This window comes from Afifella pfennigii DSM 17143, from assembly GCF_000688515.1.
Taxonomy (GTDB): domain Bacteria; phylum Pseudomonadota; class Alphaproteobacteria; order Rhizobiales; family Afifellaceae; genus Afifella; species Afifella pfennigii.
Map to the genome: position 1 here is coordinate 42888 of NZ_JHZK01000001.1, position 25538 is coordinate 68425.

General features: G+C 65.9%; 23 protein-coding genes. 13 read left to right on the top strand and 10 right to left on the bottom strand.

Annotated features, from left to right (window positions below; translation table 11 throughout):
* Nucleotides 1-89: 89 nt before the first annotated feature.
* From Q331_RS0100210 to Q331_RS19235, 4 genes are all read left to right on the top strand, one after another.
* The gene (locus Q331_RS0100210; RefSeq protein ID WP_084174507.1) at nucleotides 90-2450 is read left to right on the top strand and encodes an MtrB/PioB family decaheme-associated outer membrane protein; all 2361 of its coding nucleotides are present in this window, start codon (nucleotides 90-92) and stop codon (nucleotides 2448-2450) included.
* A gap of 96 nt (nucleotides 2451-2546) precedes the next feature.
* Nucleotides 2547-2831 (top strand): hypothetical protein, encoded by a 285-nt coding sequence (locus tag Q331_RS0100215; RefSeq protein ID WP_034490545.1) that lies wholly within the window; start codon nucleotides 2547-2549, stop codon nucleotides 2829-2831.
* 190 nt (nucleotides 2832-3021) lie between these two features.
* Entirely contained in the window at nucleotides 3022-3489 is a 468-nt protein-coding gene (locus tag Q331_RS0100220; RefSeq protein WP_026379004.1) for a CYTH domain-containing protein, read from the top strand.
* Between the two features lie 41 nt (nucleotides 3490-3530).
* Nucleotides 3531-4493, top strand: coding sequence for a CHAD domain-containing protein (locus Q331_RS19235; protein ID WP_051630219.1), 963 nt, complete (start codon nucleotides 3531-3533; stop codon nucleotides 4491-4493).
* A gap of 11 nt (nucleotides 4494-4504) precedes the next feature.
* Here the strand turns inward: Q331_RS19235 and Q331_RS0100230 are convergent, their stop codons facing one another.
* The gene (locus Q331_RS0100230) at nucleotides 4505-4978 is read right to left on the bottom strand and encodes a DNA polymerase III subunit chi (protein ID WP_322786481.1); all 474 of its coding nucleotides are present in this window, start codon (nucleotides 4976-4978) and stop codon (nucleotides 4505-4507) included.
* 8 nt (nucleotides 4979-4986) lie between these two features.
* Nucleotides 4987-6495, bottom strand: coding sequence for a leucyl aminopeptidase (locus Q331_RS0100235; RefSeq protein ID WP_026379006.1), 1509 nt, complete (start codon nucleotides 6493-6495; stop codon nucleotides 4987-4989).
* Nucleotides 6496-6670: 175 nt separating this feature from the next.
* Between Q331_RS0100235 and lptF the strand changes: the two genes are divergently transcribed.
* The 6 genes from lptF (at nucleotide 6671) to rsmA (ending at nucleotide 14555) form a co-directional block, all read left to right on the top strand.
* Complete coding sequence (gene lptF / locus Q331_RS19240) at nucleotides 6671-7879, top strand: LPS export ABC transporter permease LptF (protein WP_034490546.1); 1209 nt, start codon at nucleotides 6671-6673, stop codon at nucleotides 7877-7879.
* Complete coding sequence (gene lptG, locus Q331_RS0100245; RefSeq protein WP_026379007.1) at nucleotides 7876-8958, top strand: LPS export ABC transporter permease LptG; 1083 nt, start codon at nucleotides 7876-7878, stop codon at nucleotides 8956-8958. Before lptF ends, lptG begins: the two co-directional genes overlap by 4 nt.
* Before the next feature lie 80 nt (nucleotides 8959-9038).
* The gene (locus Q331_RS19245; RefSeq protein WP_051630221.1) at nucleotides 9039-11363 is read left to right on the top strand and encodes an LPS-assembly protein LptD; all 2325 of its coding nucleotides are present in this window, start codon (nucleotides 9039-9041) and stop codon (nucleotides 11361-11363) included.
* A 62-nt stretch (nucleotides 11364-11425) separates the two neighbouring features.
* Nucleotides 11426-12364, top strand: a complete 939-nt coding sequence (locus tag Q331_RS0100255) for a peptidylprolyl isomerase (RefSeq protein ID WP_169738453.1) — start codon at nucleotides 11426-11428, stop codon at nucleotides 12362-12364.
* Nucleotides 12365-12627: 263 nt separating this feature from the next.
* Complete coding sequence (gene pdxA / locus Q331_RS0100260) at nucleotides 12628-13635, top strand: 4-hydroxythreonine-4-phosphate dehydrogenase PdxA (protein ID WP_026379009.1); 1008 nt, start codon at nucleotides 12628-12630, stop codon at nucleotides 13633-13635.
* Complete coding sequence (gene rsmA, locus Q331_RS19250) at nucleotides 13632-14555, top strand: 16S rRNA (adenine(1518)-N(6)/adenine(1519)-N(6))-dimethyltransferase RsmA (RefSeq protein ID WP_051630225.1); 924 nt, start codon at nucleotides 13632-13634, stop codon at nucleotides 14553-14555. The genes pdxA and rsmA overlap by 4 nt, the downstream gene beginning before the upstream one ends.
* Here rsmA and gmk read toward each other — a convergent pair.
* The 8 genes from gmk to Q331_RS19265 all read right to left on the bottom strand — a co-directional run bounded on the left by gmk (nucleotide 14480) and on the right by Q331_RS19265 (nucleotide 23547).
* Entirely contained in the window at nucleotides 14480-15178 is a 699-nt protein-coding gene (gene gmk / locus Q331_RS19255) for a guanylate kinase (protein WP_051630228.1), read from the bottom strand. The two genes, rsmA and gmk, sit on opposite strands and share 76 nt — an antisense overlap.
* A complete protein-coding gene (locus tag Q331_RS0100275; protein WP_034490547.1) occupies nucleotides 15175-16062 on the bottom strand; it encodes a YicC/YloC family endoribonuclease in 888 nt (295 codons plus the stop codon). Before Q331_RS0100275 ends, gmk begins: the two co-directional genes overlap by 4 nt.
* A 59-nt stretch (nucleotides 16063-16121) precedes the next feature.
* Entirely contained in the window at nucleotides 16122-17417 is a 1296-nt protein-coding gene (gene mltG / locus Q331_RS19260; RefSeq protein WP_084174513.1) for an endolytic transglycosylase MltG, read from the bottom strand.
* 70 nt (nucleotides 17418-17487) lie between these two features.
* Nucleotides 17488-18750 carry a beta-ketoacyl-ACP synthase II gene (gene fabF / locus Q331_RS0100285; protein WP_051630230.1) on the bottom strand — a complete coding sequence of 421 codons (1263 nt, stop codon included), beginning with the start codon at nucleotides 18748-18750 and terminating at the stop codon, nucleotides 17488-17490.
* A gap of 28 nt (nucleotides 18751-18778) precedes the next feature.
* Nucleotides 18779-19021 carry an acyl carrier protein gene (locus tag Q331_RS0100290; protein ID WP_026379012.1) on the bottom strand — a complete coding sequence of 81 codons (243 nt, stop codon included), beginning with the start codon at nucleotides 19019-19021 and terminating at the stop codon, nucleotides 18779-18781.
* A 182-nt stretch (nucleotides 19022-19203) separates the two neighbouring features.
* Nucleotides 19204-19941, bottom strand: a complete 738-nt coding sequence (gene fabG, locus Q331_RS0100295; RefSeq protein ID WP_026379013.1) for a 3-oxoacyl-[acyl-carrier-protein] reductase — start codon at nucleotides 19939-19941, stop codon at nucleotides 19204-19206.
* Between the two features lie 15 nt (nucleotides 19942-19956).
* Complete coding sequence (gene fabD / locus Q331_RS0100300) at nucleotides 19957-20910, bottom strand: ACP S-malonyltransferase (RefSeq protein ID WP_026379014.1); 954 nt, start codon at nucleotides 20908-20910, stop codon at nucleotides 19957-19959.
* Between the two features lie 189 nt (nucleotides 20911-21099).
* Nucleotides 21100-23547 (bottom strand): mechanosensitive ion channel domain-containing protein, encoded by a 2448-nt coding sequence (locus Q331_RS19265; RefSeq protein ID WP_051630232.1) that lies wholly within the window; start codon nucleotides 23545-23547, stop codon nucleotides 21100-21102.
* A gap of 381 nt (nucleotides 23548-23928) precedes the next feature.
* Here Q331_RS19265 and rpsF point away from each other — a divergent pair, with 381 nt between their 5' ends.
* The 3 genes from rpsF to rplI all read left to right on the top strand — a co-directional run bounded on the left by rpsF (nucleotide 23929) and on the right by rplI (nucleotide 25274).
* Nucleotides 23929-24306: a 30S ribosomal protein S6 gene (rpsF, locus tag Q331_RS0100310; RefSeq protein ID WP_026379015.1), complete on the top strand. Its 378-nt coding sequence runs from the start codon at nucleotides 23929-23931 to the stop codon at nucleotides 24304-24306.
* Between the two features lie 4 nt (nucleotides 24307-24310).
* Entirely contained in the window at nucleotides 24311-24559 is a 249-nt protein-coding gene (gene rpsR, locus Q331_RS0100315; protein WP_026379016.1) for a 30S ribosomal protein S18, read from the top strand.
* An 82-nt stretch (nucleotides 24560-24641) separates the two neighbouring features.
* Complete coding sequence (gene rplI, locus Q331_RS0100320; RefSeq protein ID WP_026379017.1) at nucleotides 24642-25274, top strand: 50S ribosomal protein L9; 633 nt, start codon at nucleotides 24642-24644, stop codon at nucleotides 25272-25274.
* Nucleotides 25275-25538: the final 264 nt, after the last annotated feature.

Sequence of the window (25538 nt, forward strand, 5' to 3'; positions counted from 1 at the left end):
GCGGCCGCCTGATGGCCGCCGCAGGGAATGCAACGCAAGGATAGAGATTAACAGTAGGCTCGAGAGGGCTTTATCGGGGGGACAAAGCCATGAAAGCTCAACGCGGATTGACGCTCGCCGGCATGGCGCTCTTTGCCGCCGGCATGACCTTGCCGCAGGGCGCGACGGCCGCCGACGTGACCTCTACGGAGGCGCCAGTCGCCGAGGATCGCGCACCGGAAACCTGGGGTTACGTTGAGTTCGGCGTGCGCGGCTACCTTGAGGAGCCGCCGGAGCGGGGGGCGCCCTGGCTGGTGCCGAGCATCGCCGATCCGAACAAGGAAAGCTCCGCCAAGTGGGAGGAATACGGCGATAAGGATTCCGTTTTCGTCCTGTCGGAGATCATCCTCGGCGCCCAATCGGCCGATGGCGAATGGTTCGGCGAGTTCCGCGCCGACGACGCCTTCAACAACGATCAGCGCTTCAGCTTCGACTGGGCGAAGACGGGCCTGCTCTATGGCACGGTCACTTGGGACCAGATCCCGCATCTTTACAGCACCAGCGCTCAGAGCATCTGGCAGGGGGTCGGCACGGACACCCTGACGACGGCGGTCACCTTTCCTGCCAGCCCGCCGACGATCGCCCAATACGACGCGGCGATGGCGGCCAATCTCCGGCCGATCGACATCGGCATCGACCGTCGCCGCTTCTCGGTTGACCAGCGCTTTACGCCGACGCCGAACTGGGACTTCAAGGCCCATTACATGAACGATCATCGCGACGGTACGCAGATGGCCGGCGTCTTGATGAATTTCTTCGGCCCGTTCCAGCACCGGCTGGACATGCCGCGTCCCATCGACGACGTGACCCAGAACGCCAACATCACCGGCGAGTATTCCGGCAAGACGCCCTGGGGCGGCAAGTTCAACATCTCCGCCATCGGCCGCGTCTCCACCTACGAGAACGACTATCAGTCCTTCACCTTCCAGAACCCGTATTACCAGGCTCCCGGGGTAGCCTGGCCGCAATTCGGCCGCGTCAGCTCCATGCCGGACAACGAGGCCTATGCGGTCGGCGCGACCGCCGGCATCGATCTGCCGTGGAACAGCCGCTACATGGCGACCATCGACTACACCAGCATGCGCCAGGACGAGCAGCTTATCCCTTACACCACCAATCCCGGTGCGCCGCCTCTACCGCTGCCGACCAACTCGCCCCAGGCGGAGATCAACACGCTGCTCTTCAACAATGTCCTGACAACCCGCTTCAACGAGGACATCACGGGCAAGCTGCGCTACCGCTACTACGACCTCGACAACGAGACGCCGGAATGGCTGATCAACCAGTATTTCACGGCGGACGGGGCAGCCCTGACGCCGGCCGGTGGCGGGCTGCGCAACCTCGCCTATGCCTACACCAAGCAGAACGCTTCGGCCGAGGTGAACTGGCAGGCCCATGAGCGGGTCTCGCTGGGCGGCGAGATCGGCTGGGAGCGCTGGGACCGCGACCGCCGCGCGGCCAACGTCACCGACGAGTTCTTCGGCAAGGTGACGGCCGATGCCCAGATCACCGGCAAGGCCCAGTTGCGCTCCAGCTATGAATATGCGCAGCGGCGCTATGACCGCTACGATTTCGGCCTGGTCCTCGACGCCATGCTGAGCCGCCCGCCGGGCACCTCGCCCACCAACGCCACCGAGGCGGAACAGGTGCTGATGCGCAAGTTCGACATGGCCGACCGCGACCGCCACAAGGCCAAGGTCTCGCTCGAGGTCTGGCCGATGGAGAACATCTCCGTCACACCGACCTTCGGCCTGCGCTTCGACGATTATCTCACCAACCCGGTGGTGAATTACGGCCTGACCAAGGACAACAGCTGGAATGCCGGTGTGGAGTTCGCCTGGAGCCTTTTCCCGGGCACCAACCTGATGCTCGCTTACATGTATGAGGACTTCGACCGCTCCATGGTCGGCGGCCAGATCACCGGCGGCGGGCCGGCGCAGATGACCAATCGCTGGACCAGCGACATGTCGGATCAGGTCCACACCATCATCGCCGGCGCCAATTTCGAGATTATCCCGGGCACCCTCGATCTGGAGCTCTACAACGCCATCGCTCTCGGCAATTCGCAGGTGAGCGCGGTCTCCGCCGCAATCCCCTGCCCCAACCCGGCAAACTGCTCGCCCTTCCCGAACGTGACGACCAACTACAACCGGTTCGACGCGTCGCTGAACTACTACCCTGATATGGGCGATCTCTTCGGCTGGGGGGGCGATCTCACCTTCAAGCTGAAATATGCTTGGGAACGCAACCGCGTCGACAACTGGCAGGACGATCTCGACACGCCCTACCAGTACCTCGTCGAGGGTGGCACGACGACGAGCTACGCCATGGGCGCCTGGAACACCAACTACGACGCGCATGCCGTAATGGCATCGCTCGTCTACCGCTGGGGCGGCTCGACGGGCAACTGAGAACCGTCCAGGCCAAAGCAGGGGGCATCAGAGCTGACCGGTCATGAACGGCCAGAAGGGGCCGGTCAGCCACCACAAAGGGAGAAACACCTGACCATGACAGACGATATCAGCAAGAAGACCGGACCGCTCTCGCGCCGCACGCTTCTCGCCATGGGCGCCGGAGCGCTCTGCGCCGGGACGCTGACGAGCCTTTCCGCCACGACGGCCTCGGCTCAGGTTTCCCAGAAGGCGAAACATGAGCATGCCGGCTATCAGGCCCGCCCGAATGGCCGCGAAAGATGCGACAATTGCTTGCACTTCCGCCCGCCATCCGACTGCGAGGTGGTGCAGAGCCCGATCGCCCCGAACGGATGGTGCCGGCTTTACGCCAAGAAGTAGACCTCCCGGAGCGGGCGGGCCGGCGTCTCCAGGCCGCGCTCATCGCTCGCTCAGGCTTGGGCGGGGCGCCACGAACGCCCCGCCTTTTTTGCGTCATTCCCAGCCGTCGCCGGCGCCGCCGATATCCGATCGCGGCGCGGTGCGGCGCAAAGGGCCTGGAACTCCCGGCTTTCCTGGGTATTCTGCAAGCATGGCACGCGAGATCGAGCGCAAATATCTCGTCGCGGATGCGAGCTGGCGCCAGGCCGTCTCAGATACCCACGATATCCGCCAGGGCTATCTGTGCAACGACGAGACGGCGAGCCTGCGGGTGCGCATCCTCAACGGCGAGCATGCCTATCTCACCGTCAAGACCGGGCGCGGCGTCGTGCGCGACGAGTACGAATACGCCATCCCGCTGGAGGACGGCACCGAGCTCATGGCCAAATGCGCCCATCGCCTGATCGAAAAGAAGCGCCATCTCATCCGCCGCGGCGATCTCGCCTTTGAGGTCGACGTCTTCTCCGGCGCCAACGAGGGTCTTGTTCTGGCCGAGGTCGAGCTTGCCGACGAAAAACAGACCTTCGAGCCGCCACCCTGGCTCGGCGAGGAGGTCACCGGCGACGGGCGCTACACCAATGCCTCCCTCGCCCAGCACCCCTTCCGGGACTGGACGTAGCGCAAGCTTGTCCGCAGGGCGGGCATGGCTATCTTAGACGTATGAGCTTTTCTCTCGATCCCGCCGCCTCCATCGCCGAGGAGCTGCGCAGCGCCGCCATCGAGCAGGTCCGGCGTGCCCGCCGGGAGCTCGAAACGGAAGACGAGGACCGGCACGAAGCCATCCATCTTGCGCGCAAGCGCTTCAAGAAGCTGCGTGGCCTTTTACGCCTCGCCCGCCCCGGCCTCGGCGAGGATTACGCCGCCGAGAACGCTCGCTGGCGCGATGCCGGGCGCCGGCTCTCCGGTTTGCGCGACGCCACCGCCCTTCTTGAGACCCACGACGCGCTCACCAGCCATTTTGGCGACCGTATCGAGGACGGCATTCTCTACAGCGTGCGTCAGCGACTGGATAAGCGCCGCGCCAGGATCGCCGAAGAGGTCAGCGATCTCGACCGGCGGGTAGAGGAGACCTTCGCCGTCTTGGACGCCGGCGAGAGCCGCCTTGCCGAGATCGCCTTCCCGGACGATTTCCATGTCCTCGCCGAGGGCCTTGCAAGGACCTACAAGCGCATGCGCAAAGCCATGCAGGCGGCCACCGGAACGGAAGACCCGGCCGTCTATCACGAATGGCGCAAGCGCACGAAATACCACTGGATCCAGTTGAAGCTTCTGCGGAAAATCTGGGAGGAGCCGATCGAGGCCCGCCGGGCCGAGGCCAAAGAGCTCGCCGACATCCTTGGCGACGATCACGACCTTGTCGTCTACCGCACGCTTTTGCGGCAGGAGCCGAAGCTTTTCGGCAAGAAGAAGGTTCAGGAACTCGTCCTGGCGCTCATCGACCGGCGCCAGAGCACTCTGCGTACCGCCGCCTTCGATTTGGGCGCCCGCCTTGGCGCGGAAAAGCCGAAGGCCCTCAGCGCCAGGATCGAGGAATACTGGAAGGCGGCGCATTCGGAGGCGACGGAGCCGCTCGGCAAGGTAGCGCCCTCGCCCACCGAGGAGCGCCAGACCGAGCCCAGCTGAGCCGGGGCGTCCTAGCCCTGTTTCGCCCAGCGTCCGCTAGGGTCCTGGCGCCAATACGTAATATCGGCGCCCTCCCCCCGCAGCCTTTTCCATTCCGCCCGCGCCCAGTCCATGGCCGCCGGGTCCGCCGCCTCGAAGAGATAGACGACGCGCTCATAGCCGCCGATTTCGCCCGCCTCCGCCCCATGCGTCAGAAAGCGGATCGCCGCCCCATTGGGGTTGTCGGTTTGCTGCGTCAGATAGACGGGCTGGCGGGCGCTGTGTCCGTCCTCGGCGGTGCCATGCGGCAGGAAGCCGGCATCGTCATAGGTCCACAGCGCCATGTCGAGCTCGCCGAGCCTTTCCTTGTCGCCCGCCTGCACCACGGCGCGCCAGCCGCGCTTCAAGGAACGCTCCAGAAGGTCCGGCAGGGCACGGGCGAGCGGGCGCGTCTCCAGATGGTAGAAGAAGATTTCCGGCAGCCGCGCCTCCCCCTGCCCGTCGATGTCGTCGTCTAGTGCGAGCCGCGCTCGTAGCGCTCGCGCACGAACTGGTCGAGCAACCGCACGCCATAGCCGGAGGCCCAGGATTCGTTGGTATCGCTGGAGGGCGAGCCCATCGCCGTGCCGGCGACGTCCAGATGCGCCCAGGCGGTGCCGTTCTCCACGAAGCGCTGCAGGAATTGCGCCGCCGTGATGGAGCCGCCCCAGCGCCCGCCGACATTCTTCATATCGGCGTTTTTGGAATCGATGAGCTTGTCGTATTCCTCGCCGAGCGGCATCCGCCAGGCCCTTTCGCCCGTCTCCTTGCCGGCGAGAAGGATATCCTCCGCCAGGCGGTCGTCATTGGCGAAAAGCCCGGCGTGATGGTGCCCCAGCGCCACGATGATCGCGCCGGTCAGCGTGGCGAGATCGATCATCGCCTCCGGCTTGGCGGTCTTCTGGATATGCGTCATGAGATCGGCGAGCACCAGGCGACCTTCCGCGTCGGTGTTGATCACCTCGATCGTCTTGCCCGACAGCGAGGTGACGATATCGCCGGGCCGCTGCGCTTTGCCGTCCGGCATGTTCTCCACCAGGCCGACGATGCCGACCGCATTCACCTTCGCCTTGCGCGCCGCCAGCGCCAGCATGACGCCGGCCACGGCCGCCGCCCCGCCCATATCGCCCTTCATGTCCTCCATGCCGGAGGCGGGCTTGATGGAGATGCCGCCGGTATCGAAGACGACACCCTTGCCGACGAAGGCGATCGGCCTTTCCTTGGCCTTGCCGCCGTTCCAGGTCAGGGTGACGACGCGCGGCGGGCGCTCAGAGCCCTGGGCGACGCCCAGTAGCGCCCTCATTCCCAGCTTCGCCAGCGCCTTCTCGTCGAGCACCTCCACCTTCAGGCCGCTCTGCGCAAGGCCCTCCAGCTTCCTGGCGAATTCCACCGGCCCGAGCACGTTCGCCGGCTCGTTGACGAGGTCGCGCGACAGCTCCACCCCCTCGTTGACCGCGGCCTCGACCTTCCATGCCGCCTCGGCCTTTTCCGGATGGGCGACGCCGATGGTGAGGTTGACCGGTCCGCGCTTTTCCTCCTCGTCCTTCTTCTGGCTCTTGTAGCGGTCGAAGCGATAGCGGCGCAGCATGATGCCCAGCGCGAAGGCCGCCGCTGCCTCGGCGGAGGGATAATCGCCCGCCGGGTCCTGCAGGATGATGCTGGCCTCGCCCTCCCGCGGCAGCAGCTTGGCGGCCGCGCCGCCCAGACGCAGCCAGTCCATGCGACCGGTCGGCACCTCGTCGCCGACGCCCAGGAACACGATTCTCTCCAGCTCCACCCCCGCCGGCGCCACGATTTCCAACGCCTTGCGGGCCGCGCCGCCGAATTGCTTGATGCGCGCGGCGGGCGCAAAACGCTCTCCGCTCGCCTTGTCGAGCGAAGCCGCCAGGGGTCCGAGTTGCAGCTTCTTGTCGGTCAGGAAGATCGCGGTGCCCTTTTGCGGGGCCTGCGCTCCTGTGAAAGTGATGGACGTGCTGGCGGCCATGCTGTTGCCTCGATGCTCCGCTTTTGCGATGGAATTGGCTGACGGGTGGATAGCTTGGAAGGCGAAGGCGTCAAGGTCAAATCCCGTTAACCACGCTTCTTGGGCAAATCTTATCCATACGTGGCTAACGCTTGCCGGCCGACGGGCATGTCGGCTGCCCCTGACGAAGGTAAGTATGTCGGTTTTCGGTCTGCCGCTCCTGGAACGCTACGTTTTCCGGCGGGTGCTGACATTGCTCCTGCTGGTGCTGGGCGCCCTCGTCGCCACTTTGTGGATGACACAGGTCCTGCGCGAGCTCGACGTGGTGACCGCCAAGGGCCAGGCGATCTGGATGTTCATCTTGATGACCATCCTCGCCCTGCCGGCTCTCATCCAGGTGATCGCGCCGATCGCCTTCCTGATCGCCGCCACCGTCACCCTCAACGGCCTCAACGCCGATAGCGAGCTGCCCGTCATGGCCGCCTCCGGCGCCTCCTCGCGGGTGGTGGCGCGGCCGGTCCTGGTTCTCGCCGTCATCGTCTTCGCGTTGACGACGCTGCTTCATCATTATGTCGCGCCGGGAAGCCTGTCGGGCCTGCGCACGCTCATCAACCATGTACGCGCCGATCTCATCGCCACCCTGGTGAAGGATGGCGGCTTCCGCACCGTCGACAAGGGGCTCACCCTGCATATCCGTGAGAAGGCGCCCGACGGCAGCTTCCGCAACATCTTCGTCAGCGACAGCCGCGACGCGGAGGAATCGACCCAGTACATCGCCCAGTCCGGCGTGCTTCTGGAGCGTGGCGGCAATGCTTTCCTGATCATGAAGGATGGCGAGCTGGTTCGCGAAAACAACGCCAAGGGCGAAGTCAGCGTCGTGGAGTTCGAGACCTACGGTTTCGATCTCAGCCAGTTCAAGGCGGCCGACATCGCCACGGCCTACAAGCCGCGCGAGCTGACGACGACGCAGCTTCTCAATCCCGATGCCGACAATCCCTATTTCGTGCAATACCGCAGCCGCTGGGACGCGGAGCTGCACGACCGCTTGACCGCGCCGCTCTACACCATCGCCTTCGCGCTTATCGCGCTGCTTTTCTGCGGCCGCGCGCGCACCAACCGCCAGGATCGGGGCTATGCGATGGTCATGGCCGTGGTCACCGGCTTCGTCTTGCGCGGCGCCGGCTTTGCGGTTCTGGCGGCCGCCACCAACAACCGCAGCCTCATCCCGCTGCTTTATGCCGTGCCGCTCGGCGGCATCCTTCTCGCCTGGCTCGCCCTGCGTCAGGGATATCGCTGGCGCATCCCCGCCCGGCTGGGACTCTTCCTCGACAGGCTCGCCGCCGGGGCGGGCCGCGCCCTCGCCCGCATACCCATCCTGTCGCGCCTGCAGAGGCCGGCGACATGACAGGCACGCTGTCGCTCTATATCGCCAGGCGGTTCCTCACCTCCTTCGCCATGATTCTCCTGGCGTTGATGACGCTCGTCTTCCTCGTCGATTTCGTCGAGCTGTTGCGTCGTCTCAGCGATGTGGAGGAGTTTTCCGCCCTTCTCGGTCTCAAGCTGGCGCTGATGCGCACGCCGGGCCTGTTGGAAGATATCCTGCCCTTCCTCTTCCTGTTCTCCGGCATGATCTGCCTCCTCGACATGTCGCGGAAACTGGAGCTGGTCGTCGCCCGTGGCGCGGGCGTCTCGGTGTGGGGATTTCTTGCCGCGCCGATGGCGCTTGCCCTTCTCTTCGGCATCGCCTCCACTTTCCTGGTCAATCCGGCAGCCACCTATCTGAAGGAGCGAGCCGAGCAGACGGAAGCGGCTTTGGGCAGCGGCGCGCGTCTTTCCGGCGATGGGAGCAATATCTGGTTCCGCCAGGACGGGGTCGACGGGCCCTCCATCATCCGGGCCACGAGCTTCGATGCCACCGCCATGCAGCTTCTCGGCGTGACGGCCTTTCTCTTCGAGCCGGGCGGAGCCTTTCGCGGCAAGCTGACGGCCTCCTCGGCCGATTATCGCCCCGGCCGCTGGACCTTTCGCGATGCCCGCTACATCTCGGCCGAAGGCGCCCCGGAGCACTTCGCCCGCTACCTTCTGCCGACATCGCTCAGCGCCAAGGAGATCAACGAGACGCTGATTCGCCCCGAGAGCCTTTCCATTTGGACGCTCAACCGCTTCATCGACGCTGCCGGCAGAACCGGCCTCAACACCGATCGCTTCCGCCTCGCCTTCCACAGCCTCCTGGCGCGCCCGGTGCTGCTCATGGCGATGATCGCCGTGGCGGCCACCGTCAGCCTGAGGCTTTTCCGCTACGGTGGCGTAGGAAAGCTCGCGCTGACTGGCATCGGCCTGGGCTTTTTGCTTTATGTCATGACCGAGGTCGTTAGCGATATGGGCAGCAACGGCATCTTGAACCCGGCTTTCGCCGCCTGGGCGCCGGCGATTGTCGCATTGTTGTTCGGAGCCACGGTGCTCCTGTACCAGGAGGACGGATGACACCCGTCCCAAAGCGTTGTGAGGCGAGGCTGCGGCGCGCAACCCTTCCGGTCGCGCGCCGGTCTTGGCTTGGCTGTGTCTTGTCGGTTCCGCTTGCGCTGGGCGTGACGCTTTCCCTGGCGCCGCAGATAGCCGCCGCGCAGGATTTCGATCTGCGCGCCCGCGCCACCCAGCAGGACGCCGATGCGCGTATGTTGGTGGAAGCAGACGAGCTCATCTACGACTTCGATGCGCGCACGGTCTCGGCCGCCGGCAATGTCGAGATCTTCTACCAGGAGCATCGTCTGGAAGCTGATCGCGTCACCTATCGCGAGCCCTCCGGCCGGCTTCTCGCCACCGGCAATGTCCGCCTGGAGGAGCCGGGCGGCAATGTCATCGTCGCCCAGGAAATCGACATCACCGACGATTTCCGCGAGGGCTTTATCGACAGTCTCAACGTGCAGACGGTCGACCGCGCCCGCTTCGCCGCCAACAGCGCGGAGCGTCGCGAAGGCAACGTCACCGTCTTCCGCCAGGGCGTCTATACCGCCTGCGAGCCGTGCCAGGACGATCCTTCCCGCCCGCCCCTGTGGCAGGTGAAGGCCTCGCGCATCATCCACAATCGGCAGGATCAGACGGTCTATTACCGCAATGCGCGGCTGGAATTCTTCGGCGTGCCGGTCGCCTATGTGCCCTATTTCTTCCATCCCGACCCGACGGTGAAGCGCAAGACCGGCTTCCTCGCCCCGGGTGTGCGGGCTGGCGCCGCGCTCGGCTATGGCGTCACCGTCCCCTATTTCTGGAACCTCGCCCCCAATTACGACATCACCTTCGCGCCCACCTTCCTCACCCGCCAGGGCGTGCTGGCGGAGGGCGAATGGCGTCACCGGCTGATGAACGGCTCCTACAATGTGCGTCTTGCCGGCATCTTGCAGCAGGACCGCGACGCCTTCCCCGCCGGCACCTCAGGAGATCGCGATTTCCGCGGCAGCATCACCAGCTCCGGCCTCTTCGCGATCAATTCGCGCTGGAGCTGGGGTTGGAGCCTCGCCGGCACGACCGACCGGACCTTCGGGCGCGAATACAGCATCCGCGGGTTGGCCGATCAGGAGGTGGTGAACACCCTCTACCTCAACGGCTTCAGCAAGCGGAACTGGTTCGACCTGCGCGGCTATGCCTTCCGCGTGCAGCGCGAGGATCCGCCCGAAACGGTCAATGACGGCATCGACTACCAGGCCGAGCAGGCCATCGTGCATCCGATCCTGGATCACAATTACGTCTTCGATCAGCGCTTCTTCGGCGGCGAGCTGAGCCTCAACAGCAACCTCACCAGCCTGACGCGCACCGATTCCGACGTCTACACCACGCCGGTGACCTATTTCGCCGGCGTGGAGGGCACCTTCACGCGCGCCAGCATGGATGGCCAGTGGCAGCGCAATTTCATCGGCCCGCTCGGCCAGGTCTTCACGCCCTTCGCCTATCTGAAGGCGGATATCTACGACGTGCGTTCTGAGGACCCGCAATTGTCGGACGGCACCACCTATGGCCGGGCCATGCCGGCGATCGGCATGGAATATCGCTGGCCGTTCCTCGTCGCCTCTCCGAGCGTCACCCAGACCATCAGCCCCGTCGCCCAGGTTATCGCCCGCCCCAACGAGCAGCACATTCGCGATCTGCCGAACGAGGATGCCCAGAGCCTCGTTTTCGACGACACGATCCTGTTCTCGCGCGACAAATTCTCCGGCTACGATCGTCAGGAAGGCGGCACCAGGGCCAATATCGGCCTCACCTATCAGGCGCTGTTCAACAACGGCGCCAGCTTCGATGCGATGTTCGGGCAGTCCTTCCAGCTCGCCGGCGTCAATTCCTTCGCCGTGCGCGATGTTGGTCTCACGGGCCTTGGCACCGGTCTTGAATCGGACCGCTCCGATTATGTCGGCCGCATCAGCCTCGATACCGGCCAGGGACTGAAGCTCACCGCACGCGGCCGTTTCGACGAAGTGGACCTGGAGCTCGACCGCGCCGAGGCGACGGCTTTGTTCTCGCGCGGGCGCAACAGCGGCTCGCTGACCTATCTCTACCGGCGCAAGGTCCCGCTTCTCGGGCTCGCCGAGCAGGAGGAGGTGTCGGCCGTCGCCCAGGTCGCCGTCACCAATTATTGGTCGGCGCTCGGCGGCATCGTCTTCGACATTGACCAGAAGGCCCGCGTGCGCCACGCCCTCGGCCTGGCCTATGACGACGAATGCTTCAACCTCTCGGCGCTGTATTCGGAAACCAGGGATGCCTATACTGATCTGGTCTCCAACCGTCAGTTCTTCGTGCGCATCAATCTACGCACGCTTGGCGACAGCGAGGTCAGCTTCGACGAATTCGGCACGCAATCGACGACGGCGGAGGACGAGGATGACCCCCTCGACTTCTTCTAACAAATTGATGCCCGAATGATCGGCTTTAGGACGACTGGCGAAAACGGAACGAGATGACCTTGATGTTTCTACCTGCAAAGCGTCGGCGCATCGCCGCCCTTCTTGGGGCCGTGGGGCTTTGCCTTGCCGTTGCCTTCGCTTCGCCCGCCACGGCGCAAAGCTCCATCGAGATCCTGGTGAACGACCAGCCCATCACCAGCTACGACATCGCCAATCGCACCAAGTTCCTGCGCCTGACATCGCAGGGGCGCGCCGGCAGAAAGCAGGCCGTCGATGAGCTGATCGAGGAATCGCTCAAGCTGCAGGAGGCCAAGCGCCGCAACATCACCCCTTCCGAGCAGCAGGTGAGCCAGGCCTTCGCCACCATCGCCAAGCGCGCCAACATGCCGCCCTCCGGCCTGGAATCGGCTCTGCGCCAGGCAGGCGTCAATCCGTCCACCTTGAAAGACCGTATCCGGTCCGAGATCGCCTGGGGCGAGGTGGTGCGCGCCCGCTTCCGGGCCACGGTGCGCATCTCCGAAACCGACGTCGCGGAGGCCCTCGGCGGCCAAGCGCCGCTGGAAGCGGAAGGCGGCGTTGTGGAATGGGAAGCCCAGCCGATCGTCTTCATCGTGCCGGAAAACAGCTCCACGGGCGTCGCAGCCCAAAAGAAGCGGGAAGCGGAGGCCTTTCGCGGTCGCTTCAAGGGTTGCGACCAGACGCTGGAGCAGACCCGCGGCATGCAGGGCGTCCTCGTCATGCCGAATATCCGCCGTGAGGTGAAGCAATTCCCGGAGAACCTCCAGGCGGAGTTGAAGCGCGCCGATGTCGGCAAGGCCTTGTCGCCCATCCAGGTGGAGGAGGGCTTCCAGGTCTTCGGCCTGTGCAGCAAGCGTACCGTTGCCGGCAGTTCGGAGGCGGCCGAGGAAATTCGTCAGGAACTGGCCAATGAGCGCGGCCAGCTTCTTGCCCGGCGCTATCTGCGCGACTTGAAATCCGACGCCGTTATCGAATTCCGCTGAGCAAAGCCCGCCGCCCGGCGTGGCGACGAAAAACTGTTACCGGAATCGGCGACGAAGTGGCAGCGCAGGCTTGGCGCGCCGACAGGGGGCTTGCGCGCCTGCCCTGACGGGCAGCATTGAGTATCCTGACTTCACCCTTCGCCAGATCGTGGGCAGTCCCCACCCCTCACGGAGGCTCCGACATGTTCTTTTCATCCGTCATCGCATGCGCCGCGGCTCCCCTGGGCCGCGCGCCCAGTTTTATTGGAAAGGCCGAACGTTAGATGCGACCGATCGCCCTCACCATCGGAGACCCGGCCGGCGTCGGCCTCGATATCGCCATCGCCGCCTGGGCGCGGCGCGAGCATGCGCGCCTGCCGCCCTTCATCTTCCTCGGCTCGGCCGCCAATGTCGCCGAGCGCGCTATCCTTCTCGGCATCGATTGCCCGGTCCGCGAGGTTTCCCCGGAGGAAGCGCCGCGCGCCTTCTCCATGTCCTTTCCCTGTCTGGCGGGCTTTCCCGAGGCCCGCGCCGAGCCGGGCGAGCTCGACAAGGACGACGCCGCCATCACCATCGCGTCGATTCGCGACGCCACCCGTCTCGTCGCCGATCGGCGCGCCAGCGCCCTCGTCACCAACCCGATCGCCAAGCACGCTCTGGCCGCGGCCGGCTTCGCCTATCCCGGACACACGGAGTACCTGGCCGATCTCGGCCAGGAATATTTCGGCGAGAAGCGCCGCCCGGTGATGATGATGGCCGCGCCCGATCTTCGAACCGTGCCCGTGACCATCCATGTGCCGCTCGCCAGCGTGGCAAGCATGCTGACCACCGACCTTATCCTGGAGACGGCCCGCATCACCGCGGCGGAGCTGAAGAGCCGCTTCGCCATCGCCTCGCCGCGCCTTGCCGTATCGGGCCTCAATCCCCATGCCGGCGAGCGCGGCATGATCGGCAAGGAGGAGCAGACGATCATCGCTCCCGCGGTGGAGCAGTTGCGCCGGGAGGGCATTGTGGCGAGCGGGCCCCTGCCGGCCGACACCATGTTTCACGCCGCCGCCCGCGCCGATTACGACGTGGCATTGTGCATGTATCACGACCAGGCGCTCATCCCGGTCAAGGCCATCGCCTTCGACGAGGCCGTCAACGTCACGCTCGGCCTGCCCTTTGCGCGCACCTCGCCGGACCACGGCACCGCCCTGGAGATCGCCGGCACGGGCCTTGCGCGCCCGACCAGCCTCATCGGCGCGATCCGCCTTGCCGCGCAGATGGGGCGTGCCGCGAGCGGCGCTTGAGCGCGAGCCCGGAAAGCCTTCAGGCGCGGATCGCGGCGCTCCCGCCGCTGCGTGAGGTCATCGACACATACGGGCTGAGGGCGCAGAAATCCCTCGGCCAGAACTTCCTTCTCGACCTCAATCTGACACGGCGCATCGCCCGCGCCGGCGGCGCCGCCGGAGCCGATGTCATCGAGGTCGGCCCGGGTCCCGGAGGGCTCACCCGGGCTCTGCTCTTGGAGGGCGCGCGCAGGGTTGTCGCGATTGAGCGCGACCACCGCGCCATTCCCGCGCTTGGAGACCTGGCGCGATGCGCCGAAGGCCGTCTCACCGTCTTGGAAGCCGATGCGCTCAGCGTCGACTACCCCACCCTCATCCACTCATCCGACACGCGCATCATCTCCAACCTGCCTTACAATATCGCCACCCCCCTCCTCACCGGCTGGTTGACGGCGCCGTCATGGCCGCCTTTCTGGACGGGGCTGACGCTGATGTTCCAGAAGGAGGTCGCCGAGCGCATCGTGGCGCGGCCGGGCGAGAGGGCCTATGGGCGGCTCGCCGTCCTGGCGGGCTGGCGCTGCCGCTGCGCCCTTCTCTTCGAGGTGCCGCCGCGCGCCTTCACCCCGCCACCCAAGGTCACCTCCGCGCTTGTCGGCCTGGAGCCGCGCACCGATGCGGCGGAGCTTCCCCCCGCATCGCTGGAGGCCGTCACGGCGGCGGCCTTCGGCCAGCGTCGCAAGATGCTGCGCCAAAGCCTCAAACGAGCCTTCCGCGCGCCGGAGAAGGCGCTCCAGGCCGCGGGAATCGCCGCCACGTCGCGCGCCGAGGAAGTCCCGGTGGAAGGTTTTCTGGAGCTCGCCAGGCTCTACGAGGAAGAGGCGCGCGGCGTCTCTTCGCCGCCGAGTTCGTCGATAAGCTCGCCGCCCTCCGCCAGAAGCTGACCGACGAAGGCCCGCAGACCCAGGACGCGATCGCGCTTCAGCCGCTCGGCGGTCAAGATCCCGCGCACCGCCTCGAAGGCCCGCTCCAGATCGTCGTTGACGATGATGTAGTCGTAGCGGCTCCATTGCGAGATCTCGTCGAGCGAGCCGGCGAGCCGCCGGCCGATCGTCTCGCGCGAATCTTCCGCCCGGCGCTCCAGGCGCGCTTTCAGCTCGCGCATCGAGGGCGGCAACACGAACACCCGCACCAAATCGTCGGGAAGCTTTTCGGCAATCTGCGCCGTGCCCTGCCAGTCGATGTCGAAGAGCACGTCCCGGCCCGCCGAGAGCGCATCCTCCACCGGCTCCACCGGCGTGCCGTAATGGTTGCCGTGCACCTCCGCCCATTCCAGCAGATCGCCGCGCTCCACCATGCGCTTGAAATGCACCTCGTCGATGAAATGATAATGCACGCCCTCCCGCTCGCTTGGCCGGCGCGGGCGCGTGGTCACCGAGATCGACAGCTCCAGGCCGTCATCGGCGTCCAGAAGCTGACGCGCCAAGGTCGATTTCCCCGCCCCGGAAGGCGAGGACAACACGAACATCAGGCCGCGGCGCATCAGCCGGATCGGTTCGGCGTTCATTCCAGATTCTGTACCTGCTCGCGGAGTTGATCGATCGCCGATTTGAGATCGAGGCCGATGGCCGTCGTCTCCTGGTCGACGGATTTGGAGCAAAGCGTATTGGCCTCGCGATTGAACTCTTGCGCCAGGAAGTCGAGGCGACGGCCGACGACGCCGCCCGCCGCGAGGCGCGATCTTGCCTCCGCCGTATGCGCCTTCAGCCGGTCGATCTCCTCGCGGATATCGGCGCGCGTGGCGGCCATGAGGGCTTCCTGATAGAGGCGGCCCTCGTCGAGTTGCGTCTCGCCTGCAAGGAGCGCCACCTGGTCGCGGATGCGCGCCTTGAGCCGCTCCGCCAACGTCGCGAGTCGCGCCTCGGCCGCAGCGACCAGGGCTTCGATGCGCTCCAGGATATCGCCGAGATGCCCCTTCAGCCGCTCGCCCTCCTGGCGCCGCGCCTGCGCGAGCCCCGCCACGGCGTCGCCAAGCGCCGCCAGCGCCGCCTTTCCAAGAGCGCTCTCCATCGGATCCCCGGGCCCGGTCGAAGGCGTCAGCACGCCGCGCAGCGCCAACAACCCGTCAGCGCGCGCCGGCGCGATGCCTTCCGCTTCGGCAAGCCGCCTCGCCGCCGCCACGACGACGGTGAGCGCGGCCTCGTTGACGGCGATCCCGGCCTCGCCGCCGCCGCTCTCCTCCGCCAGGGTGAAGAAACAGCTGCCGCGCGTGAGATAGCGGCGAGTCTGTTCGCGCGCCGCCATCTCCAGGGCGTCGAAGCCCTGCGGCAGCCGGAAGCGGATTTCCAGGCCGCGCGCATTGACGCTCTTCAGCTCCCATGCGTAGCGCACCCCGTCGACGTCGAAGGCGTGCCGCGCGAAGCCGGTCATGCTTTGCAAAGAAGAGCTCATGGCTGTCGTCCGTAACGGCCGCCGGCGCGACCTGCAAGCTGCGCCGCCGCGCTGCGGGGCTATTGTGGCCGGGGGCGCGGAATCAGGGGGTCGGCACCGGCCGTCATCTCTTCTTCGATGTTCTCCCCCTCCGCGGCAGCTCCCTCTTGCGCCGCGGCGGGCTCGGCCGCACGCTCCGCCTCCATCGCCTGCCGCTGCGCACGCTCGATGCGCCGCCAGCGGGCGACATTGCGGTTGTGCTCGTCGAGCGTGGTGGCGAAGACATGACCGCCCGTCCCGTCGGCGACGAAATAGAGATCGTCGGTGCGCGAAGGATTGGCGACGGCCTCCAGGGCGGCACGGCCCGGATTGGCGATCGGGCCCGGCGGCAGGCCGTCGATCTGATAGGTATTGTAATCCGTCTTCGTATCGATGTCGGAGCGAAGGATCGGCCGGTCCGACGGCTTTCCCTCGCCGCCGAAGATGCCGTAGATGATGGTGGGATCCGACTGCAGGCGCATGCCGCGCTGCAGCCGGTTGATGAAGACGGCGGCGACGCGCGGCCGTTCGTCCGCCTTGCCGGTCTCCTTCTCCACGATGGAGGCGAGCGTGACGAATTCGCCCTTGTCCTCCACTGGCAGGCCGGGCTGACGCCGGCTCCAGATCTCGTCCACCAGCCGGTCATGGGCCCGCCGCATCTGGTCGACGATCTGCTGGCGCGTCATGCCGCGCGTGAATTTGTAGGTCTCCGGCAGCAGCGAGCCTTCCGGCGGCATCTCCTCGATATCGCCGACGAGCACCTCGTTGGCCTTCAGCCGCGCCACGATCTCCGCGCTCGTCAGCCCCTCCGGGATCGTCACCGAGTGCAGGATCGACTTGCCGGAGGAGAGGATTTCCATGACCTCGCGCATGGAAACCCGCGGCTCGAACAGATATTCGCCCCATTGCAGGCTGCCGCCCACATCGTAGAGCCGCACGCCCATCGTGAAGACGAGCTCGTTGTCGATGACATTGTTGCGCTTCAGCTGCCGCGCGATGGTCTCCACGCCGGAGCCGCGGCTGATCAAGACCGTCTTCGGCTCCTCCAGCGGGCCTTCGGCGAGGAAGCGCTGTTTGCCGAAATAGAGCGCCCCGGCGACGAACAGCACGCCCAGGACGGCGATCATGATGAAGAAGTTGAGCGTCACCACCAGCGGATGCTTGGCCTGACGCGAGCGCGGCGGCGGTGGCGGCGCCGGCTCCGGCTGGATTGCCTGACGCGGGCTTTTCGGGTTGATGCGCCGCCCGCCCGCGCGCGCGCCGTTATCCTCCGCCTCCGCCTGCTTGGCGTTGGCGTCGGACCCGTCCTCGCGCGCAAGGTCGTTCCCGTCTGTCATCTATCAGCTTTTCTCACGTCGCCGCCGCTTCGACAACAAAGGGCGAATATGGCGAAAGCGCGCCGCCGCCTCAATGGAAGCGGCGGAATACCAGCGACGCGTTGGTTCCGCCGAAGCCGAAGGAATTCGACAGGCAAACGTCGACTTTCTTCTCCTTCGCCTGATGCGGCACGAGGTCGATGGGCGTGTTGACGGAGGGATTGTCCAGATTGATCGTCGGCGGGACGATACCGTCGCGGATGGTGAGGATGGAGAAAATCGCCTCCACCGCCCCTGCCGCACCGAGCAGATGGCCGATGGCCGATTTCGTCGACGACATCGTCACCTGCGGGGAATGCGCGCCCATCAGCCGTTCCACGGCCCTCAGCTCGATCTCGTCGCCGAGCGGCGTGGAGGTGCCGTGCGCGTTGACGTAATCGATGCCTTCCGGCGTGACTTCCGCCCGCTTCAGCGCCGCGTCCATGCACCGATAGGCGCCGTCGCCATCCTCCGCCGGGGCAGTGATGTGGTAGGCATCGCCCGACATGCCATAGCCGACGACCTCCGCATAGATGCGTGCGCCGCGCGCTTTGGCGTGCTCCAGCTCTTCCAGAACGACGATGCCCGCGCCCTCGCCCATGACGAAGCCGTCGCGATCGCGATCGTAGGGACGCGAGGCCCGCTTGGGCTCGTCGTTGAACCCGGTCGACAGGGCGCGGCAAGCGGCGAAGCCAGCCACGGAGACGCGGTTCAAGGGCGATTCGGTGCCGCCGGCCACCATCACGTCGGCATCGCCGAGAGCGATCAGCCGCGAGGCATCGCCGATGGCATGCGCGCCGGTGGAGCAGGCCGTCACCACGGCGTGGTTCGGCCCCTTCAGCTGATGGCGGATGGAGACGTAGCCGGAAGCGAGGTTGATGAGGCGGCCGGGGATGAAGAAGGGCGAGATTCGGCGCGGTCCTTTCTCCTCCAGCATGAAGCCGCCTTCCACGATGCCGCGGATGCCGCCGATGCCGGAGCCGATGAGAACGCCGGAACGAATCTGATCTTCATAGGCGCTCGGATGCCATCCGGCATCGTCGAGCGCCTGCTCGGCGGCCGCCATGGAGAAGGTGATGAACTCATCGACCTTGCGCTGCTCCTTCGGCTCCATCCAATCGTCGGGATTGTAGGTGCCCTCAGAGCCATCCCCACGGGGGATGCGGCAGGCGATCTGGCAGGCCAGATCGTCCACCTTGAAGTTGTCGATGCGCACGGCACCGCTCTCGCCGGCCAAAAGCCTCGACCACGTGGCCTCCACCCCGCAACCTAGGGGCGTGACCATGCCGAGACCCGTAACGACGACGCGCCTCATTCCACCGTTCCAGAAAGCAAGGTTGTTTTCAGGCAGCGTTCTTTTCCAGGAATTTGACCGCGTCGCCGACCGTCAGGATGGTCTCTGCGGCATCGTCCGGGATTTCCACGCCGAACTCCTCTTCGAAAGCCATCACCAGCTCGACCGTATCCAAGCTGTCGGCGCCCAGATCGTCGATGAAGCTGGCCTCCTTGGTGACCTTCTCTTCTTCAACGCCGAGGTGCTCGACGACGATCTTCTTCACCCGCTCCTCGATAGTGCTCTCACTCATAGCCTCATCTTCCTCGATTGCCTTGATCTGGTGTGACTTAAGAAAACGGCCCGTATCCCTCAAAAAACCCGGAAGGCCGCGCGGACGAGGGCTCGAACGGGGACGGTCGGGCGGTCCGTTATCATGTTTCGTTTGCCTTGACCAGCAGTCCAAAGCGCCTGTCGCAGGCGCTTGTCCCGGCCTCAGATCATCGCCATGCCGCCATTCACGTGCAGCGTCTGTCCGGTGATGTAGCTGGCCTCCTCGCTCGCCAGGAAAACCGCCGTGGCGGCGATATCGTCCCCTCCGCCGAGCCGGCCTGCCGGGATCGCCGCCAGAATGCCCTCGCGCTGCTTCTCGCTGAGTGCGTCCGTCATGGCGCTGGTGATGAAGCCCGGCGCCACGCAATTGACCGTGATGCCGCGGCTGGCGACTTCCTGCGCCAGGGCCTTCGACATGCCGATCAGGCCGGCCTTGGAAGCGGCGTAATTCGCCTGGCCGGCATTGCCGGTCACGCCGACGACGGAGGTGATGTTGAGGATGCGGCCGTTGCGCTGGCGCATCATGCCCTTCAGCGCCGCGCGCGACAGGCGGAACGCCGCTTCCAGGTTCACCTTGATGACGATCTCCCAATCGGCGTCCTTCATGCGCATGGCGAGCCCGTCGCGCGTCAGGCCGGCATTGTTGACGAGGATGTCCAGCCCGCCCATTGCCTCCTCCGCGCGCCCCACGAGAGCGTCGACGGCTGCCGAATCGGCAAGATCGGCGACAAGCACATGCGTCCTTTCGCCGAGTTCGCCCGCCAGCTTGGAGAGCGCCTCTTCGCGCGTGCCGGAGAGGGCGACGACTGCACCCTGGGCGTGCATGGCGCGCGCGATCGCCCCGCCGATGCCACCGCTGGCTCCGGTCACGAGCGCGCGCTTTCCTTCAAGGCTGAACATCGTCTCTCCCTTTTCCTACTGCTTGGCGGCGGCGATGGCTTCGGCCGCCTTCACTACCTCTTCGGGCGTTCCGACGGCGAGCGTCGTCATTTGCGGGGCAATGCGCCGCACGAGGCCGGAAAGCACCCTGCCCGCCCCGATCTCGGCCATCGTGCCGACGTCGTTACCGGCCATCCATTCCACCGATTCCCGCCAGCGCACCATCCCCGTCACCTGCTCCACCAAACGTCGACGGATCTGCGCCACCTCGCTGATCGGGCTGGCGGTGACATTGGCGATGAGCGGCACGGCCGGCGCCTCGATCTCCACGGCCGCGAGCGCATCGGCCATCCGCTCCGCCGCCGGGCGCATCAGCGAGCAATGGAAAGGCGCGGAAACCGGCAACAGCATCGCGCGCTTGGCGCCGCGTGCCTTGGCCACGTCGACCGCCCGCTCCACGGCGCGCTTGGCGCCGGAGACGACCACCTGCCCCGGCGCGTTGTCGTTCGCCGCCTCGCAGGTATCGCCCTGACTGGCCTTGTCCGCCACCTCGCGCACGGTTTCCACGTCGAGGCCGAGAATCGCCGCCATCGCCCCCTCGCCGACCGGCACTGCCTGCTGCATCGCCTCGCCGCGGATACGCAGGAGCCGTGCCGAATCGCCGATGGAAAGGCTGCCGGCCGCCGCCAGCGCGGAATATTCGCCGAGCGAATGCCCGGCGACATAATCGGCATGCTCGCGCACCGAAATGCCGTATTTCTCAAGAGCGCGCAGCGCCGCCATGGAAACCGCCATCAGCGCCGGCTGGGCGTTGCGGGTCAGCGTCAGCGCGTCCTCCGGCCCCTCGAAAATCGTCTTGGACAGGGCCTCGCCGAGCGCGTCGTCCACTTCCTCGAAGACGGAGCGGGACTCAGCATAGGCCTCGGCCAGGGCCTTGCCCATGCCGACCACCTGCGAGCCTTGCCCCGGAAAGGCGAAGACAATGGCCATGGGCTCTCCTTGTCGTCAGGTTCTATGGCGCGGTGAAGGCGCCGTGACGGCCGGCGGCGTGCCGACCGTTGAGAAAATCGCGCGCGGAGTGATCATGCCCGCGCTTGAGTGTCAAGGCGCAGCGACGCGGCCATAACGCCGCCGCGCGCCGGGGCGTGCCCGCCAAGCCATCTTGAGCGCTCTGTGGCCTCAGTCGCCGTCGTCATAGCCGCCATCCTGCTTGGGCTCGGGCAACTTCGGCTCGGCGCTGCGCCGACGCCGCGGCCGGCGGCGCTTTGGGCGGCTCTTCTCGTCTTCCGGCGCGGCGGGCGCGGCCGCCCCCTCCGCCTGAGCCGACCCGCCCTCGCCGGCCTTGGGCAGCGCCTCGCCGCCCTGTCCGAGTTCGGCGACGGAGATCGGCAGGGTGTCGTGGCTGCCGTCCTTGTAGGTGCCGAGATAGAGCGTGCGGTGCGGGAACGGGATTTCGATGCCGCGTTCGTCGAAGACCTCCTTCACGTATTCCGTATAGGCACGCCCGATCGCCCACTGGCTTCCCGGCAGCGTCTTGACGCGGGCGCGGATCACCACGGCCGAATCGCCCAGCGAAACGACGCCGTGCATCTCGAAATCGTCGATGATGTCGGTACCAAAATCGCTCTCCTTCAACCGTTCGAAGGCCTCGCGCATCGCCTCCTTCGCTTCGGCGACGTTCTCACGGTAGGCAATGCCGATCTCGGCGAGGTGATAGCCGAACTTGCGCATGAAGTTCGACACCGCCTCCACGGAGGAGAAGGGCACGATATGGTAGACGCCCGACAGGTCGCGGATGCCGACGGAACGCACGGTGAGCTTCTCCACCACGCCGGAGATGCCGGCGACCGTCACCACGTCGCCCTCGTTGATGGCATTCTCGAACTGGATGAAGACGCCGGTGATGATGTCCTGCACCAGCTTTTGCGCGCCGAAACCGACGGCAAGGCCGAGAACACCGGCACCGGCCAGCAGCGGGCCGATATTCACGCCGAGCTCGGCCAGCACCAGCATGCCGCCAATGGCGATGAGAGCGATGGTCAGGGCGTTGCGCAGCAGCGACAGGAGCGTGCGCGCCCGCGCGCTCGGTAGGGAGCCGTTCGCACCGCTCAGCCGATGCTCGATCCAGGCGGAGGTCAAAATCCACAGCCCATAGGCGCCGCCCGCGATGATGAACGCTGCGACGAAGCGCGCGGTCGCCTCCGTTCCGGTATCGGAGGTCAGCCATCTGGACGTGTCGAAGACATCCCAGGCATCGACAATGGCAAAAAGCACCGCGACGACGATCAGGATCCGGGCGATCTGCAACAGCAGCGGTATCAGCCGGTTGAGATGTTGCTCCAGGAAGGTGGTATTGCGCGACAGCCATTTCGGCACGCGGATGCCGCCTTTGACCGCGCGCCTGAGAAGCAGGATGAGGCCAACGCCGATGCCGATGGCAAGGGCGGTGCGCACCGATGCCCCGCCGACGAAAGAGACGAGCAGATAGGGCTTCGTCACGCCGATGACGAAGATGGCGAGCACGTAAAGGGCGGCAAGCCACGGCCAGACCCACCGTATGAAGCGCAGAAGCTGACCGCCGATATCCTCTGCCGGAGGCTGGTCGTCGGGCATCTTCAGCCGGTGCGCCAGCACGCGGATGGAGGCGAGGGCGATGCCGGCCACCACGATCATGATGAGCACACGCAGGCCTCGGCCGACCAGGAAGGACAGGTCGGCATTGGCCATCGGCACGACGAAGCCAAGGCCATAGATGAGCAGCTGCGCCAGCAAGAGAATGCGGCGAAAGGCGAAGTCGGTCACGTTCTCCCGGAAGGGAATCAGCGCCGTCTTGTGCGGCCTTGGCGCGAGCACGGCGCGCAGCAAGATGCGGATGCCGCCGACGATCAGGAACGCATTGAGGTAGAGCGATTGCTCCACATGCAGCTCCCGGCCGCCCGAGAAGAAGGCGATGGCCACGATCGCGAAGGTGAAGCCGAGCGTCCAGGCGATGGCGAGCGCCAGCGCGTCCGCCAATGTCTCGATGACGAAACAGACCGTGCGCACCACGGCTTTAGGCCCCGAGACCTTCCGACACAAGAAGCCCGCCAGGCGGTGCAAGAGGAAGCTCATGCCATGCAGGCTGACGATGGTGACGGCGATCGTCCCGAGCAGGCGCAGCACCACGTCCCACAACCTGTCCCAATCGAGCCGGTCGGCTTCGGCGGCCGCGGTTCCAAGGCCCGTCAGGTCGCGCCAGAGCTTTTCCACCACGCCGAAGCTCGCCTCGGCGATGGCCTTGGTGCCGTCGGCGAGGCGACGCGCGAATGATTCGTCGATGCGCTCTTCGCTAGCGGCGACCTGAGAATCCGCTGCCTGCGGATCGGCGATGCGTTCCAGCTCTTCGATCAGCGCCTGGCGCGCCCTATCGTCCTTCAAAATATCGGCGAGGAGCTTCGCCTTGAGCTCGCTGCTGACGGCCCCTTCCGATCCCCCGCTCTCGCCGGAAGCCTCGCCCGAGCCGCCGCCGGACAGGCCTGGAACCAGCAGGGACTGCGCCGAGACCGGCTCGGCGAGGGGCGCGAGCGCCATCAGCGCCGCAAGAAGGAGCATGGGCAGCGAGAGGGCTCGCGGAACGGAGAAGGGCATGCGGGAAATTCCGCTCAAGTCTTGGGGTCGGATTGGATGCGGGGCTGCTCTAAACGCCCGCATGGGACGATAATGAGGCAGCCAACGCAAGCATCGTGCATTCTCGCCCACAGGCAAGGCCGCGTTGCCGTCCTCTCGGCTCGCCGGCTTGCATCGACCGGCAAAATCCCTATAAGCGCGCCATACGACCGGCTTCGGCCGGGGGCTGAACGGAAACGGGTGTGCATCCTGCGCTCGAGGCTTGTCAAGCCAAGCCGCTTTTCGGTGTCTCCGCTCTTCGAAGACGCACATTAAAGCCTTTCTCCGCTCCTTCCGGGGCATGCGGAACTGAGGCTTCGGTGAGGCTCCGCGCCGGCGGGTCGTAAGATGAAAGGCAAGCCAATGTCACTTTACGAGCATGTATTCCTGGTGCGCCAGGACGTGTCCGGCCAGCGCGTCGACGAGCTGGTGGATCACTACAAGGGCGTGGTGGAAAATGCCGGTGGCTCCGTCGGTAAGACGGAGAACTGGGGCATGAAGTCCCTCGCCTACCGCATCGCCAAGAACCGCAAGGCGTATTTCGCGCTGATGAACATCGACGCCCCGCACGACGTGCTGGCGGAGATGGAGCGGCAGATGCGTTACAACGAGGACATCATCCGCTTCATGACCATCCGCGTCGACGAGCACGAGGAAGAGCCCTCCGTGCAGATGCAGAAGCGCGAGCGCGACGAGCGCCGCCGCCGCGAGCGCGAGCGGCGCAGAGACGACGAGGCATAAGACAATGGTTGATATCGCCCAGCTGCCGACCCGTCGGCCCTTCCACCGCCGCCGCAAATCCTGCCCCTTCTCCGGCGAGGATGCGCCGCGCATCGACTACAAGGACGTCAAGCTCCTAGAGCGCTACGTCTCCGAGCGCGGCAAGATCGTGCCCTCGCGCATCACCGCGGTCTCCGCCAAGAAGCAGCGCGAACTGGCCAAGGCCATCAAGCGCGCCCGCTTTCTCGGCCTTCTGCCCTACGTCCTGAAATAGGCTTTCAACCCGCTGGGGCGGTCCTTCCGGGCCGCCTCTAACCGACCGGCGCCGTGCCGGCGGGACAGCAAGGAGAAAAAACATGCAAGTCATTCTTCTGGAGCGCGTCGCCAAGCTCGGCCAGATGGGCGACGAGGTGAAGGTGCGCGACGGCTATGCCCGCAACTTCCTTCTGCCCAAGGGCAAGGCCCTGCGTGCCACGGACGCCAACCGCGCCCGTTTCGAGCGCGAGAAGACCCACCTTGAAGCGCGCAACCTGGAAGCCAAGAAGGAGGCCGACGCGGTCGCCGAGAAGCTTTCCGGCAAGAGCTTCATCGTCATCCGCTCCGCCGGCGAGACGGGTCAGCTCTACGGCTCCGTCTCCACCCGCGACATCGCCGATATTCTCGGCGAGGACGGCTTCTCCGTCGCCCGCAGCCAGGTCTGGCTCGACCGGCCGATCAAGACGCTCGGCCTGCACCCCATCCAGATCTCGCTGCATCCGGAGGTCGAGGCGCCGATCACCCTCAACATCGCCCGCAGCGAGGACGAGGCGGAGCGCCAGGCCCGCGGCGAGGACGTGACGGCCGACCGTTTCGCCGTCGAGAAAGAGGAAGAGACGGAGGAGACGGAGGCGCTCGCCATCGAGGAGGTCTTCGAGAACCCCGAAGAGACCGAGCTGGCGCCCGAGCTTTCCCAGGAGGCCGAAGAGGCCGAGACGGAAGACAAGCTCTAAGCCGTTTCTGACGCAATGCCAGCGAGGGCGCCCGCCGGGCGCCCTTTTTGTTTCTATTTCGTTCGCCTAAGGCGGCGAATCGCCGTAAACTTGGAACGGTCAACCTTTTCCGTCTGGATCGCGGCCAAAAGCCTCTTTTCCCCAAGTCGAGCAAGGAAAAGACTCAAAGCTGACGGCACCAACTCGCTGGCTTCGATTGCGCCGCTTAAGGGATGGTTAACCAAGGAGCCGGAAGGCTCGCCGAACAGTCGCCGAAAGCCCCTA

Coding starts and splice junctions, on each gene's coding strand:
- Q331_RS0100235 (WP_026379006.1), bottom strand. CDS start 6,495: ATGGCCGCCAGCACGTCCATCACTTTCACAGGAGCGCAGGCCCCGCAA.
- rpsF (WP_026379015.1), top strand. CDS start 23,929: ATGTCACTTTACGAGCATGTATTCCTGGTGCGCCAGGACGTGTCCGGC.
- fabF (WP_051630230.1), bottom strand. CDS start 18,750: ATGAGGCGCGTCGTCGTTACGGGTCTCGGCATGGTCACGCCCCTAGGT.
- Q331_RS0100275 (WP_034490547.1), bottom strand. CDS start 16,062: ATGAGCTCTTCTTTGCAAAGCATGACCGGCTTCGCGCGGCACGCCTTC.
- rplI (WP_026379017.1), top strand. CDS start 24,642: ATGCAAGTCATTCTTCTGGAGCGCGTCGCCAAGCTCGGCCAGATGGGC.
- fabD (WP_026379014.1), bottom strand. CDS start 20,910: ATGGCCATTGTCTTCGCCTTTCCGGGGCAAGGCTCGCAGGTGGTCGGC.
- lptG (WP_026379007.1), top strand. CDS start 7,876: ATGACAGGCACGCTGTCGCTCTATATCGCCAGGCGGTTCCTCACCTCC.
- fabG (WP_026379013.1), bottom strand. CDS start 19,941: ATGTTCAGCCTTGAAGGAAAGCGCGCGCTCGTGACCGGAGCCAGCGGT.
- Q331_RS19235 (WP_051630219.1), top strand. CDS start 3,531: ATGAGCTTTTCTCTCGATCCCGCCGCCTCCATCGCCGAGGAGCTGCGC.
- lptF (WP_034490546.1), top strand. CDS start 6,671: ATGTCGGTTTTCGGTCTGCCGCTCCTGGAACGCTACGTTTTCCGGCGG.
- Q331_RS0100220 (WP_026379004.1), top strand. CDS start 3,022: ATGGCACGCGAGATCGAGCGCAAATATCTCGTCGCGGATGCGAGCTGG.
- Q331_RS0100210 (WP_084174507.1), top strand. CDS start 90: ATGAAAGCTCAACGCGGATTGACGCTCGCCGGCATGGCGCTCTTTGCC.
- Q331_RS0100290 (WP_026379012.1), bottom strand. CDS start 19,021: ATGAGTGAGAGCACTATCGAGGAGCGGGTGAAGAAGATCGTCGTCGAG.
- mltG (WP_084174513.1), bottom strand. CDS start 17,417: ATGACAGACGGGAACGACCTTGCGCGCGAGGACGGGTCCGACGCCAAC.
- rpsR (WP_026379016.1), top strand. CDS start 24,311: ATGGTTGATATCGCCCAGCTGCCGACCCGTCGGCCCTTCCACCGCCGC.
- pdxA (WP_026379009.1), top strand. CDS start 12,628: ATGCGACCGATCGCCCTCACCATCGGAGACCCGGCCGGCGTCGGCCTC.
- Q331_RS0100255 (WP_169738453.1), top strand. CDS start 11,426: ATGTTTCTACCTGCAAAGCGTCGGCGCATCGCCGCCCTTCTTGGGGCC.
- Q331_RS0100215 (WP_034490545.1), top strand. CDS start 2,547: ATGACAGACGATATCAGCAAGAAGACCGGACCGCTCTCGCGCCGCACG.
- gmk (WP_051630228.1), bottom strand. CDS start 15,178: ATGAACGCCGAACCGATCCGGCTGATGCGCCGCGGCCTGATGTTCGTG.
- Q331_RS19265 (WP_051630232.1), bottom strand. CDS start 23,547: ATGCCCTTCTCCGTTCCGCGAGCCCTCTCGCTGCCCATGCTCCTTCTT.